15 protein-coding genes and 1 pseudogene are annotated in these 12,787 nt (G+C 36.7%); 13 read left to right on the forward strand and 3 right to left on the reverse strand.

What is annotated here, in order from left to right:
• Positions 1-59: 59 nt before the first annotated feature.
• Positions 60-1,448, forward strand: coding sequence for an IctB family putative bicarbonate transporter (locus SLP02_RS11320; RefSeq protein WP_319420759.1), 1,389 nt, complete (start codon positions 60-62; stop codon positions 1,446-1,448).
• A 64-nt stretch (positions 1,449-1,512) separates the two neighbouring features.
• On the opposite strand, the gene smpB is transcribed toward SLP02_RS11320, so the two are convergent.
• Both smpB and SLP02_RS11330 read right to left on the reverse strand, forming a co-directional pair.
• On the reverse strand, positions 1,513-1,980 hold the full coding sequence (gene smpB / locus SLP02_RS11325; RefSeq protein ID WP_319420760.1) for an SsrA-binding protein SmpB: 468 nt from the start codon (positions 1,978-1,980) through the stop codon (positions 1,513-1,515).
• Between the two features lie 78 nt (positions 1,981-2,058).
• Entirely contained in the window at positions 2,059-2,754 is a 696-nt protein-coding gene (locus SLP02_RS11330) for a hypothetical protein (protein WP_319420761.1), read from the reverse strand.
• A gap of 720 nt (positions 2,755-3,474) precedes the next feature.
• On the opposite strand from SLP02_RS11330, the gene SLP02_RS11335 reads away from it, so the two are divergent.
• The 12 genes and pseudogenes from SLP02_RS11335 (at position 3,475) to SLP02_RS11390 (ending at position 11,677) form a co-directional block, all read left to right on the forward strand.
• Positions 3,475-3,915, forward strand: coding sequence for a nucleoside deaminase (locus SLP02_RS11335; RefSeq protein WP_319420762.1), 441 nt, complete (start codon positions 3,475-3,477; stop codon positions 3,913-3,915).
• Positions 3,916-4,099: 184 nt separating this feature from the next.
• The gene (locus tag SLP02_RS11340; RefSeq protein WP_319420763.1) at positions 4,100-4,522 is read left to right on the forward strand and encodes a DUF4145 domain-containing protein; all 423 of its coding nucleotides are present in this window, start codon (positions 4,100-4,102) and stop codon (positions 4,520-4,522) included.
• 305 nt (positions 4,523-4,827) lie between these two features.
• Complete coding sequence (locus SLP02_RS11345; protein ID WP_413467366.1) at positions 4,828-5,289, forward strand: type I restriction endonuclease; 462 nt, start codon at positions 4,828-4,830, stop codon at positions 5,287-5,289.
• Positions 5,290-5,326: 37 nt separating this feature from the next.
• Positions 5,327-5,491: a type I restriction-modification enzyme R subunit C-terminal domain-containing protein gene (locus tag SLP02_RS26645; protein WP_413467367.1), complete on the forward strand. Its 165-nt coding sequence runs from the start codon at positions 5,327-5,329 to the stop codon at positions 5,489-5,491.
• Positions 5,492-5,909: 418 nt separating this feature from the next.
• Entirely contained in the window at positions 5,910-6,053 is a 144-nt protein-coding gene (locus SLP02_RS11350; RefSeq protein ID WP_319420764.1) for a hypothetical protein, read from the forward strand.
• A 132-nt stretch (positions 6,054-6,185) separates the two neighbouring features.
• Positions 6,186-7,641: pseudogene (locus SLP02_RS11360) on the forward strand (N-6 DNA methylase).
• Between the two features lie 33 nt (positions 7,642-7,674).
• Positions 7,675-7,929 (forward strand): DUF2281 domain-containing protein, encoded by a 255-nt coding sequence (locus SLP02_RS11365; protein WP_319420767.1) that lies wholly within the window; start codon positions 7,675-7,677, stop codon positions 7,927-7,929.
• The gene (locus tag SLP02_RS11370; protein ID WP_319420768.1) at positions 7,929-8,192 is read left to right on the forward strand and encodes a hypothetical protein; all 264 of its coding nucleotides are present in this window, start codon (positions 7,929-7,931) and stop codon (positions 8,190-8,192) included. Before SLP02_RS11365 ends, SLP02_RS11370 begins: the two co-directional genes overlap by 1 nt.
• Positions 8,189-8,326 (forward strand): hypothetical protein, encoded by a 138-nt coding sequence (locus SLP02_RS11375; RefSeq protein WP_319420769.1) that lies wholly within the window; start codon positions 8,189-8,191, stop codon positions 8,324-8,326. Before SLP02_RS11370 ends, SLP02_RS11375 begins: the two co-directional genes overlap by 4 nt.
• Before the next feature lie 42 nt (positions 8,327-8,368).
• Positions 8,369-8,830, forward strand: a complete 462-nt coding sequence (gene tnpA, locus SLP02_RS11380; RefSeq protein WP_319420770.1) for an IS200/IS605 family transposase — start codon at positions 8,369-8,371, stop codon at positions 8,828-8,830.
• 504 nt (positions 8,831-9,334) lie between these two features.
• The gene (locus SLP02_RS11385; RefSeq protein WP_319420771.1) at positions 9,335-10,780 is read left to right on the forward strand and encodes a restriction endonuclease subunit S; all 1,446 of its coding nucleotides are present in this window, start codon (positions 9,335-9,337) and stop codon (positions 10,778-10,780) included.
• Positions 10,781-10,840: 60 nt separating this feature from the next.
• The gene (locus SLP02_RS11390) at positions 10,841-11,677 is read left to right on the forward strand and encodes an endonuclease/exonuclease/phosphatase family protein (RefSeq protein WP_319420772.1); all 837 of its coding nucleotides are present in this window, start codon (positions 10,841-10,843) and stop codon (positions 11,675-11,677) included.
• Positions 11,678-11,681: 4 nt separating this feature from the next.
• On the opposite strand, the gene SLP02_RS11395 is transcribed toward SLP02_RS11390, so the two are convergent.
• A complete protein-coding gene (locus SLP02_RS11395; RefSeq protein WP_319420773.1) occupies positions 11,682-12,731 on the reverse strand; it encodes an AI-2E family transporter in 1,050 nt (349 codons plus the stop codon).
• Positions 12,732-12,787: the final 56 nt, after the last annotated feature.

Consider the following 12,787-nt stretch of genomic DNA (forward strand, 5'->3'; position numbering starts at 1 on the left):
CTGAATATAAGCAATACGTGGTTTAGGATAAGGATGTTCAATTTTACTTAATCCTATCCATGAAATCGGCTTGGTCAACCATCACGTTCTCAAAGCCACAGTTGCATCAGTGGCGCAAAGGTAGCTATCTTCATCGAGCAGTTGGAGCTTTATCTAACTGGCGACAAGGAAGTTGGCTGTTGCAATGGTCTGAGGCAATTGGAGCTTGTTTAATTAGCCTGGTTTTTGTATTTGCACCTTTTGTTTCTACTGCTTTAATTGGTGTTTTGTTGCTTGCTGTTGCAGCCTACTGGATTGTAACTACTATTTCTGCATCTAAAAAAGAAAAACTCAGCATTACGCCGATTCATATTTTAGTTTTTTTGTACTGGTGCATAGCGGCGATCGCCACAGCTTTTTCTCCCGTTAAATCTGCTGCCTTAAATGGTCTAGTAACCTTGACTATTTACTTAATCTTGTTTGCTTTAGCAGCCCGAATATTGCGATCGCCTAAACTATATAACTGGATTATCACCAGCTATTTATTAACTGCTTTGATAGTTAGTTCTTATGGTGTGCGCCAGGAGTTTTTTGGCGTACAGCAGTTAGCCACCTGGAATGATCCCACCTCACCCTTGGCGAACGCGACTAGAGTTTATAGCTACCTAGGTAATCCTAATTTGTTAGGAGGATATTTGTTACCAGCGATCGCTTTAAGCATAGCTGCGGTTTTTATTTGGCATGGTTGGATTAAAAAAACCCTAGCGGTGACTATGGTAATTATTAATTCTAGCTGTCTATATTTTACTGGTAGTCGTGGGGCATGGTTGGCGATGACAGTATTAATTGGTGTCATGCTGCTGCTGTTTTACTATTGGTGGCGTGAATATTTACCTCGCTTCTGGCAAATTTGGTTATTACCTCTGGTATTTGGCAGTTTGGCAGGATTGTTTATCTTGGCATTTATTTCTTTAGAGCCTCTACGCATCAGAGTCATGAGTATTTTTGCAGGTAGAGGAGACAGCAGCAATAATTTTCGGATTAACGTTTGGCAAGCCTGTTTCAAAATTATTGAAGACTACCCAATAATTGGCATTGGACCAGGACATGATGCTTTTAATAAAATTTATCCCCGCTACATGGATTCACGCTATCCTGCTCTAAGCGCCTATTCGATCTATTTAGAACATCTAGTAGAAATGGGCTATATTGGCTTGGGGTGCTTTATCTGGCTTTTGGTAGTCACTTTTAATCATGGCATAGGTCAATTAATTCGTTTACGCCAGAGCAAGAATAAAAGAGGAATCTATCTGATTGCTGCGGTTGCTGCGATCGCTAGTCTGGCTTTTCATGGCTTTGTGGACACAGTTTGGTATCGTCCTCAAATTAATACGCTCTGGTGGTTGACCTTAGCTATTATTGCTAGTTTTTACGACGATGTTAGTAGTTACACCGAATATAAAGAGTAATTCAGCAAACTGTTAAATTGCTCATTGTTAATTGTTAATTGTTAATTGTTAATTGTTCATTGACTCAATCTCGCTTCATGGCTCTTGCCATAGATCTTTCATCGTCGCGTTTTTTCGATGTTTCTCGCTTGTCGTGTAGTTTTTTACCTTTGCCCAAACCGACTACAATTTTAACTCTTCCTTTTTTGAAGTACATTTTCAAAGGAACAAGTGTCAGACCTTTTTGTTCGGTTTGCCCAATGAGTTTGTTGATTTCTTTACGGTGGAGCAGTAATTTACGAACACGGCGAGCCTCATGGTTAAAATGAGACCCTCCTGCTTGATAGGGAGAAATATGAACATTACTTAACCAAGCTTCACCGTTTTTGATGAAAGCATAGCCATCTCTAAGGTTGACTTTTCCTGCTCGGATTGACTTTACTTCTGTACCAACTAATTCAATTCCTGCTTCGTAGGTTTCTAGAATTTCGTAAAGATAACGAGCCTGACGATTATCACTAACAATTTTGACTCCTGGGTTATTTTCAGCCATGCTTGTACATCTAAATTCTGGACTTGTTGAGGACTTATTAGTATATCATTCAGCTTTTAGTAGGGCTTGTCATTACTACTAAGGACAGTTTTCAGGATCGCAAGAAACTTCTATAGCTGCGATCGCTGCATCATCACGATATTTATCAGTCACATAAGAAACACCTGGATAGTCGGCATAAATACCAGAAAGTTCCGTTCCATCGGCAGTTAATTCAAAGTTGGAGGCTCTAAAACGAATATTTTCTGGCTTTTGATCTTCAAACGTTACGTATTCACTTGATTCGCCTTCGGTGTTGTATGCCAACACGGCATTTCCATAAGTTTTTTCTGCCTCTTTGATTGGCATACCTGCTTTGATTCCTGCTTTAGTTTGATAGCGATCGTTGTCCGTCAATAACATAGTAATAGGGTCGTCATCATTAGGAGTTGCCTTATTAGAGTCAGAAGTCGTTTCTACTGGGTAAAGAATATAATATTGAACTATATCTTTTTTAGTTACGGCGATCGCATTGGTATCAACCGTAAAAGACGATATCATTTCAAATTTGGTATCTGGATCTGATATTTGCTTTAATTGACCCAAAGTCATGCCAAGCTTGGCTTTTCCTATGCCACTAGAAGATATAAGAACTTTTTCTTTTATCGTTGCTGTATTAACTTGGCTAATCTTCACACCAGATTCAGTAGAGCTAGCATCCTCAGATTGAGTATTAATAGTTTTGGCTTGACAAGCTGACAAAAGCAGCAAGACTAACAAAATAATTCTTTTCATTGAAATATCGTAACTTTTTAAGTTGATAAATATCTGAATTTTTGAGATTTAAAAAAGAGATGTTTTTATAATATTTAATATTTTATATTCTCAGCATCAAAATATCACCATTTAATTGCTATAGTTTTTTAATTTACTTAATATCTTATTTATTAATCTTAGCTATATAAAAATTAAGCTCAAAACAAAAAAACAAACTCGATCATAAATTTGATTAGATCTTGTCTAAAGCATAAATTAGGCAAATACGTAATTAACCGAGCTGCGAACATAAAGAAGATATATAGTAAATCAAAGTACAGCAGCAATTATGCTCGATTAATCAATGTATCGAAGTTTAATCTATACTTTCGGCATATTCTATTGAGTTAGAGTAATAATAGATGTTGTTCATTTAAAGTATAAAACAGATAATATGGTAAATACTTAGTCACTTTTTTGTATTTTATCTAATCAGTTTTTTGTATGCTCGATAAATACTGTTTAAACATCTAAGATATAATTAGCGAAAAAACATTCTTTGGCAGATGCAGGCTATCATATTTTTGCCTAGATTATTTTGTTTTGGGGCTTCAGACAGAACTCTTTTGAACTACATTTTGAAATTTTGGCGATCGCCAATCAAGGATTTTTGCTCAGAACATATCAATTTACCCAATTATCTTGATTGATAACTCCATTGATGTTCTACTTATTTAAATTAACTTAATTGCTAAAAAAATGAATCACGAAAAATTCATGAATGAAGCACTAATCGAAGCAAAAAAAGGTGATTTGCCTTATGGTGCAATAATTGTTAAAGATAATGAAATTATTGTTCGTGGTTACAACACAACCCAGACAGACAATGATGTTTCGGCACATGGAGAAATTAATGCTCTACGTACCTTTACCAAAAAAAAGGGCTATTCATTAGATGTTCTTTCTGGCTATGTCTTATATACCACCTGTGAACCTTGCCCTATGTGTTCAGCAGCTTGTATTTGGGCAGGAGTATCTAAAGTTGTTTTTGGGGCATCAACACAACAGTTAATTGATTTAGGTATAAAACAAATAAATATATCATGCGAAACTGTCGCCGAAAAAGGATTTCAAAAGATGGAGGTTGTCGGCGGTGTTTTAGCTGATGAATGTTTGGAATTATTTAGACAGCTTGAGTAAACTACTCAATTTGGCGTTGCTGATTTAAGTAATGATCTAACCTTCCATGTCTGGTTTTGTATATAACTTTGCAACCCTACATCATTGTTTAAAGATTAGGATGACTATTGGGTATCAGTAATTCTAAATTTCTAGTTTGGGTGTTCTATATTAGTAGAGTAATCTAAGCGATCGCATTTCAATCATGGCAGTTTCACCCAACTTTGCTTTTTTAGGGGTTCATGATGCCCAGTTAGTCAACATAGCAACTCTAGCAGAGAAATACTTTAGAGATGACCCTGTTACCTGTTTGATTAAGCTAAGGCAATTTGGAGAATTATTAGCACAGTTAGTAGCTGCCAATGTCGCTTTGTATACTAATCCTGATGAATCACAGTCAGACCTACTTAATAGATTACAGTCGCAAAACTTACTACCTGGGGATGTTAGAAATCTCTTTCATCAATTGCGAAAGTCTGGTAATGATGCGGTTCATAATAACCAAGGGAATCATGGTTTAGCTCTACATCACATAAGATATGCAAGAGAACTTAGCATCTGGTTTCATCGTACTTTTAGTAATGATAGCTTTAGACCAGGGGCTTTTATTCCCCTACATGCGGGCTAGCCCTTTGTAATCCAGAAAAGGAAACAGAAACCCTAAAAGAAGAATTAGCACGTCTGAGACAAGAAGCAGAAGCAAGTAGAAGTCAAGTTGAGTTAGCAGAAGCTAAGGCTTTAGAAGAGACGGAATTAAGACAGTTAGCCGAAGAATTACTAGAAGAAGCAGAAGCAGAATTAAAACAACGATTAACTACAATTCAATCCTCAACTGCTAACAAGTCATCGAAACTAATTCAGCAAACTATTAGTGCTGCTAACGATGCCGAACAACAAATAGATTTAGATGAGAATGAAACTCGTCGGTTATTAATTGATACCAAGTTAAGAGAAGCTGGTTGGGAGGTAAATTCAGATAATCTTACTTATACTAAAGGTACAAGACCCCAGAAAGGAAAAAATATAGCGATCGCCGAATATCCAGTTAAGCAGGGAAGGGCTGATTATGCTTTATTCGTGGGACTACAGGTAGTAGGTGTAGTAGAAGCCAAACGTCACAGTAAAGATGTCTCAGGAGATATTGCCCAAGCTAAAAGATATAGCCAAAATTATCTAATCAAAGGAGATGAAACCTTATGTGATGATCGACCTTGGGGAGAATATAAAGTACCGTTCGTCTTTGCTACTAATGGTAGAGAGTATCTAGAACAGTTAAAAACTAAAAGTGGTATTTGGTTTTGTGATGTTCGCAATCCTTATAATCTTAGCCGTCCGTTACAGGGTTGGTATAGTCCACAGAGTCTAGTTAAGTTACAACAAAATACTTGCTTCTAGAAACTGGAAACCACCACTGCGTAAATGGTTAGAAAGAATTGGTAAGCAGTTAAAGCAGGAAACTGTAGTTGATAGAGAAGCCTTTGACAAAGGGCAGTTTGAAGCTCAAGGTGGATTTAAACGGATTAATCAAACTTTTGCTGGTGAGTTAGAAACAGTATTAAGTGAGATTAATCAAGAATTGTGGCAAGAGAAGGCGTAATGATTCAAATCACATATTTTATATTTGAAATTGTATATGTTGGTATTTAAGTTACAAAAACACAAATTAAAACTTTTAAAACTTGAAACAGCATATAGTTATGGAAACTCAAACACTTAATAATTCTATTACATTTAAAGGCTTTGTTATCGCTTGCATTATTTTAATACCCCATTGTGTATATTCGTTTTATAAAATAGTGTTCCGTAAAAAGTATTTTAATATTCCGCCAACAAAAAATATGTTTTGGTCTCTTATGCAATTTATATTTTCAATACTAGAGTTTGTAATGGACCTCTTGCATAAATAGAAGATTAATATATTTTCCCTTTAACCTTTCCCCTTTTCCCTCTTGGCAAGCTAGTTCATTATGATTCGTGCAAGAAGTCTAATGGTTATACAATTAGCCATATTAATATTGCCAATATATGCTTTGTTCGATATCTATATGCTAATTGTATCTTATTCTCAAGAATCATTTATTGAAGCTACTGAAGGGGCTTTTGTGGAATTTATCGATGCAATTTTAAAATTATTTAACTTACACAACACGGAAGATTAAAGCGGTCACTGAAAGAAACAAAGAAAAGCCTATGATTATGTAATTATAAAAAAACTAAAATAATTGTTGGCAATTTTAAGCTTTGGTAATTAAAATGTTACTTTATCTGAGTGTCTTTTTTACCGAGATTGAATGAACGTTACTACTGATATTGTTGCTAAACTCTGGAGTCTATGTAATGTACTGCGGGATGATGGGATTACCTATCTACAGTATGTTACTGAGTTAACCTATCTTCTGTTTCTCAAGATGATGCAGGAGACAGGGAAAGAAGATGTATTACCAGAAGGCTATCGGTAGGATGATTTAGTTAGTAAAGAAGGTATCGAACAGCTTACTTTTTATCGAGCATTGCTATTAAAGCTTGGTTCGGAATCAGCTAGCGATCGCATACAGGCTTATTTTTGCTAATGCTCAAACTGCTCTCAAGAAACCAACGAATCTAGCAACAATAGTAACTAGCCTTGATTCTCTTGATTGGTATTCAGCTAAAGAATAAGGCTTGGGGGATTTATACGAAGGGTTGCTAGAAAAGAATGCTAGTGAAAAGAAATCGGGTGCGGGTCAATATTTTACGCCACGTCCTTTAATTGACAGCATGGTAGCTTTAATCAAACCTCAAGCAGGAGAATTAATACAAGACCCCGCAGCAGGTACGGGAGGGTTTTTGATTACTGCCGATAAATATATTAAGCAGCAGACAGATAATTTATTTGACCTATCAGTAGACGAACAAAACTTTCAAAGGGATAAGGCATTTTACGGCATCGAATTAGTGCAGGACGCTCATCGCTTGTTACTGATGAATATGATGCTACATGGCATTGAAGGAGAGGTAGGTTTAGGAGATAGCCTATCAGCAGACGGGCAGAGATTACGCAAAGCAAATGTAATTCTAACTAATCCTCCCTTTGGCACAAAGAAAGGAGGGGGTAAACCTACCAGAGATGATTTTACTTACCAAACCTCTAACAAACAGCTAGCATTTTTAGAACATATTTATCGAGGGTTATTACCAGAGGGAAGGGCAGCAGTTGTATTACCTGATAATGTTTTGTTTGAAGATGGACAGGGGCGGAACATTAGGGCTGACTTGATGGATAAGTGCAACCTTCATACTATCCTGCGTTTACCGACGGGTATCTTTTACGCTCAAGGAGTTAAAACTAATGTTCTATTTTTCCAACGAGGTACAACAGAGAAAGGAAATACCAAGGAAGTTTGGTTTTATGACTTAAGAACTAATATGCCTTCCTTTGGTAAGCGTACTCCTTTTACTAAAAAGCACTTTGAATACTTTGAGATATGTTATGGCAATGACCCTAATGGCAAGAGTCCTCGTCAGGATTTAGGAGAGTCAGGGCGGTTTAGATGCTTTAGTCGGGATGATATTACTAAACGAGGAGAGAACCTAGATATATCTTGGTTACGGGATGAAAGTTTACAAAGTGCTGAAGACCTACCCGAACCTGATGAAATAGCAGCAGAGATTATGATGAGGTTACAAACAGCAATGGAAGATATGGAAGCTTTAACCGAGTTGTTAGATAATCCTGGTGTTGAAGAAGAAGCGCACCGCCCTGTCTGAGGTTTCCTCAGACGTAAGGACGGAGCAAGAAGTTTGATAATAGATGAAGAAGTAGATAGTTTAATTATGAATACAGAAGAGAAAGTTATCAAAAAACTGAAGAGGTTTTCGTTAGAAACACAACAAGAGGTATTGCAGTTCATGGAATTTTTAGAATTTCGCAATCAATCTCTTAAGAAAAAAACTGATATATCTGCTTTAGAAGCTGCGGGAACTTTAGTAGGGTGCTTGGAAGCAGCAGAGGATTTATCTACCAACAAAGATTATCTTAAGGGATTTGGTCAGTAGTGTACCGTCAAGTTTTATTGGATACGGGTTCATTAGTTGCTTTACTCAATCGTCAATATCAGTCAGTAAATGAAGCTATTAATGCTGGATTGAAATTATTAATGGAACAAGAGCTTATTTATCAGGGGCGTTTTGCCGAACTCAGACAAGAAATTATGGTAGGGATTGAGGCATCCCAAAGAGGTGAGGTTGTAGATAGCGAAACTGTTTTTAATTCCATTCAAGAGAAATTAGAACAGCGTCGCCATCAAGCAGAATCATGAGCAATATTTGTCGTTTTACTGTTCCTGCTAGTAGAGACATTGAAAGTATTATCGCCATGAAATTAATTTCATGGCTTAAACCCAAAGTCGGTTTAAACCGACTTAAAATGTTAGGCAGAGAATTTATTCTTTGACTTCGTTAAATGTAGCAAAAAGCGATCGCATTTAAAATTAATATGGCTCTGTGGCGTTTATATTATCATTTGGTTTGGGCAACAAAAGAAAGACAACCATTGATTGACAGTAAACGTGAAGCTCGGCTTTATCCTTATATTGTGAGTAAAGCAGATTCTCTAAACTGTATTATTCATGGCATCAATGGAACAGATAATCATATTCATGTAATTGCTTCAATTCCGCCCAAAATGGCGATCGCAGAATTTGCTAAACGTATCAAGGGTAGTAGTTCGCATTACCTAAATCAAAATTTTCCCAATCCGACTAAATTTGCTTGGCAAGAGGGTTACGCCGTATTTTCTTTAGGTGCTAAACAATTAGAAACTGCGATCGCATATGTTGAAAATCAAAAAATACATCATCAACAAAAAACCATAATTTCTATATTAGAACGAATTGAACACGACGACCATCCTCCTAAATCTCATAGATCGTCAAAACAAGCGTCACAAGATGATTAAATAGCTTACCCACAAATCACCATGAAATCAATTTCGTGGCTCATGCACCAAGTCCGTTTAAACCGACTTAAGATATCAGACGGGGAATTTATTCCCTGGCTGTCTAATGTATTGGGTAACTGATCTTAAATTGGTTTCTCTTTTTGACTGATATTTATCATTTAAGATTGAATGGTTTGCCTACAAATCACCATGAAATTAATTTCATGGCTCATACACCAAGTCCGTTTAAACGGACTTAAGATATCAGACGGGGAATTTATTCCCTGGCGGGTTGATTGCACTGGGTCATAAATTTCGGATAGGTTCGGGTTTCGAGCGATAGATGTTTGTTGTTTGAGATTTAAAAGAGATTAAATAGCTTACCCACAAATCACCATGAAATCAATTTCGTGGCTCATACCCCAAGTCCGTTTAAACGGACTTAAGATATCAGACGGGGAATTTATTCCCTGGCTTTTTAGTTGATTGATGTTTATTGTTACAGGGTGAGGAGAGATTAAGTTGAGTTTAAATATTCCTGAGAGTTGGACATTAGCAGAACTAAAACAATTGGGAAAAATTGTAACAGGTTTTACTCCTTCCAAGAAAAATTCTCAATTTTATGGAGATATTATTCCTTTTTACAAACCAACGGATTTAGATGCTGGTTATGAAGTTATAGAGGCTAGAGAATATTTATCAGAATTAGGTGCAAGTAAAAGCAGACTGTTACCACCTTTTTCTATTTTGGTGACTTGTATTGGTGCTACTATCGGGAAAACTGGATTATCACAAGCAATTTGCACAACCAATCAGCAAATTAATTCAGTAATACTAGAAAAATACATATTTTCCCAATGGCTGTTTTGGTTTATTAGCAGTCCTCAAGGACAAAAATTAATTATTAATAACGCTTCTGCTACCACTTTGCCCATTCTAAATAAAACACGCTTTAGTGAATTAAAGTTTCCCCTACCACCTCTCAACGAACAAAAACGCATCGTAACTAAAATAGAAGCCCTACAAACAAGAAGCACCACAGTAAAAAAAGAACTAGAAGCAATTAAACCTCTACTAAATCAATTCCGTCAATCTGTTCTGGCTGCTGCTTTTCGTGGTGATTTAACTAAAGACTGGCGATCGCAAAACCCCGATGTTGAACCTGCTTTAAAACTTATACAATCTAATTCTGATATAGTATCAAACTATCTACCTATTAGTTGGTGTCAAGCTTTAGTAGGAGATGTTGTTGAAAACTTGAAATATGGAACATCAAAAAAGTGCCGTTATGAAATAGATGGTATTCCAGTGTTACGTATTCCTAATATTGTTGATGGAACTATAAACCATTCAGATTTAAAATATGCACAATTACCAGATAAAGAATTTGACAAGCTAAGATTAATTTCAGGAGACATTCTGATGATTAGGTCAAATGGAAGTGCGTCTTTAGTTGGTAGAACAGCCATTATTAGAGAAGCTGAAAAAGATTTTGCTTATGCTGGATATTTGATTAGATTAAGACCAAACAAAGGATTAGTTTATCCTGAATATTTGAATTTGTGGTTTTCTAGCTATGAAATTAGATTACAGATAGAAATTCCTTTACGTTCAACAAGTGGAGTCAATAATATCAACAGTGACGAAACTAAGAAACTCAATATTCCAATTCCACCACTTCAAGAACAAAAAGAAATAGTCCGCCGTATAGAATCACTATTCAAACTAGCAGACAACATCGAACAACAATACCAACAAGCAGAAATAGATTTAGAAACCCTCAACCAATCCATCTTAGCTAAAGCCTTCCGAGGCGAACTTGTTCCCCAAGACCCCAACGATGAACCAGCATCAGTATTATTAAAAAGGATTAGGGAAGAAAGAGAAAAAGCAACAGCTAAGAAATCTAAGACGAAGAAAACAAGTAGTAAGAAGCAAGACAAACAATTAGGCATACCAGGAATATAACTAAGCAAATTTAGAAATTAATTACCAGTATTTCGAGTTTTTTTAGGTAGAGCTACTTAAATGGTCGAGGAAAAAAAACAAAATCTATCTTATTTTGCCGAATTGAATCCTATTTATCGATTCAAACAAGTACCAAAAGTCATAATTCATAATACTTATTCGAGTTCATCAAGTTTAAATCGAGATTCAATCAAAGTTTTGAGTTGGAATATCGCTAAAAACAATTACGACCCAAGCTGGAGCAAAGATTTTTTGGCAATTGTCGATCGCTATCAACCAGATAAAATCTTTTTGCAAGAAGTTCGTCTGCGTGCTGATGTCCAAGAAATTGCCGAATTAACCCAAATGGGTTGGGCTTTTGTCCCTAACTTCATTGATGTCTCAAACAATACCTATTCAGGAATTCTAATTGCTAGTCAAGGCGATCGCATCTCTAAGCAAGCTGTAATTACCAAGCATTACGAACCAGTTACTAATACCCCGAAAGTTTCTTTATTTACCGAGCATTCTTTAAGCGACTGCCCCCAAAGCTTGTTAGCCGTTAACACTCATTTGATTAATTTCGTTAATCTAAGTAAATTCAAAGCTCAACTACAAGAAATTGAGTCAATACTCAACGAGCATCAAGGGGCAATAATTTTGGCAGGAGACTTTAATATCTGGAATAAATCTCGATGGCAGATATTATCTCAAATGGCAGCTAGGCTAAATTTAACCCCTGTATCTTTTACCACCGAAGATACTAAAAAAATTAAAAACTTTCTATTATCTCCACCGCTAGATTATATCTTTTATCGCGGATTTGCTCCAAAGCTACACACTGCCAAGGTGATAGATAATATCTCTTCTTCAGATCACAATCCTCTTTTTGTAGAGCTTTGCTTAAATAGAGACTAGACGATTACTTCCCTTGTTTAGTTGTCTCTTCATCCCCCGAACCTAGCAATGAAGCAACTAGCTGAGTTTGCGGGAATGGTTCTAAGACGAGCTTTTTTACCATTACCGTCAGAGGCAAAGCCATAAAAGCTCCAATAGGACCCAAGATCCACGTCCAGATAATAACTGCCAAGAAAGTTACCAGCACAGATAAGTCTAACCCTTTAGCAAGAAAGCGAGGGGCAACTACAACATCGAAGAAGTTGTTAATTAAAGCGTAAACAACGCCCAAGATTACTGCTTGCCATAACCCCTGATTGAGAAGGGTTAATAATACTGGTGGTATGAGGGCAACGTAAAAACCGATATTTGGTACAAAGTTAAATAAGAATGAAAGGACTCCCCACAGTACGGCAAACTGCACCCCCATAATCCACATCAGAATAATTTGACAGATAGCTGTTAAAGCACCCACCCAACTCTTAATCGCTAGATAACTGGTTGTACTTTGAGCAAAATCCTGAAATTGCCCTAGCAGGGGTAAATTGTTTCCCAGTCCTCGGCGCAGTTGCGCTGCAAAAGTTGGTGCGCTTGCCAGCATATAGATAAATATTAAGAATGTCAGCCCAATATTGGAGAAAATACCTAGTAGTGATGAGACAAAAGACAGTACCAACTGAATTATTCTTTCTGGTTGAAACCATTGCAGGGAGCGAATATCTTCTGATTCTACGCCTCGCTCATTAAGCCACTGCCACAAGTTGTTAAGCTGTGCCTCGGTTTGGTTAACATAATTAGGTATCACATCTGAAAGCTGTTCAAAAGAGATGGTAAAAAAGAAAACAAAGAATGCACCCAAGACCAGGACAATAAGTAGCACGGTCACATATGCCAACCAGTGAGGAAAACCGCGCCTTTTTAGCCATGTCATAATCGGATATGTCACCAGCACAATGAACAAAGAAAGCAATATAGGACTCAACAAGCCTGACATCGCCTTAAGCCCCGCAACAATTAGCACCAAGCTAGCAACATCTATTAGTAGAGAAGTAATATTGCGCTTTTGGGTTTTCATAAATACTTTCTCTTTAGGGCTATTTTGGTCAATGTATATTGTTAGAGGGAATATAT

Origin of the sequence: Pleurocapsa sp. FMAR1 (assembly GCF_963665995.1) — a bacterium.
Taxonomy (GTDB): domain Bacteria; phylum Cyanobacteriota; class Cyanobacteriia; order Cyanobacteriales; family Xenococcaceae; genus Waterburya.

Excerpts from the sequence above, each read along its gene's own strand:
- SLP02_RS11320 (WP_319420759.1), top strand. The coding sequence starts at position 60 with ATGAAATCGGCTTGGTCAACCATCACGTTCTCAAAGCCACAGTTGCAT.
- smpB (WP_319420760.1), bottom strand. The coding sequence starts at position 1,980 with ATGGCTGAAAATAACCCAGGAGTCAAAATTGTTAGTGATAATCGTCAG.
- SLP02_RS11330 (WP_319420761.1), bottom strand. The coding sequence starts at position 2,754 with ATGAAAAGAATTATTTTGTTAGTCTTGCTGCTTTTGTCAGCTTGTCAA.
- SLP02_RS11335 (WP_319420762.1), top strand. The coding sequence starts at position 3,475 with ATGAATCACGAAAAATTCATGAATGAAGCACTAATCGAAGCAAAAAAA.
- SLP02_RS11340 (WP_319420763.1), top strand. The coding sequence starts at position 4,100 with ATGGCAGTTTCACCCAACTTTGCTTTTTTAGGGGTTCATGATGCCCAG.
- SLP02_RS11375 (WP_319420769.1), top strand. The coding sequence starts at position 8,189 with ATGAGCAATATTTGTCGTTTTACTGTTCCTGCTAGTAGAGACATTGAA.
- tnpA (WP_319420770.1), top strand. The coding sequence starts at position 8,369 with ATGGCTCTGTGGCGTTTATATTATCATTTGGTTTGGGCAACAAAAGAA.
- SLP02_RS11390 (WP_319420772.1), top strand. The coding sequence starts at position 10,841 with ATGGTCGAGGAAAAAAAACAAAATCTATCTTATTTTGCCGAATTGAAT.
- SLP02_RS11395 (WP_319420773.1), bottom strand. The coding sequence starts at position 12,731 with ATGAAAACCCAAAAGCGCAATATTACTTCTCTACTAATAGATGTTGCT.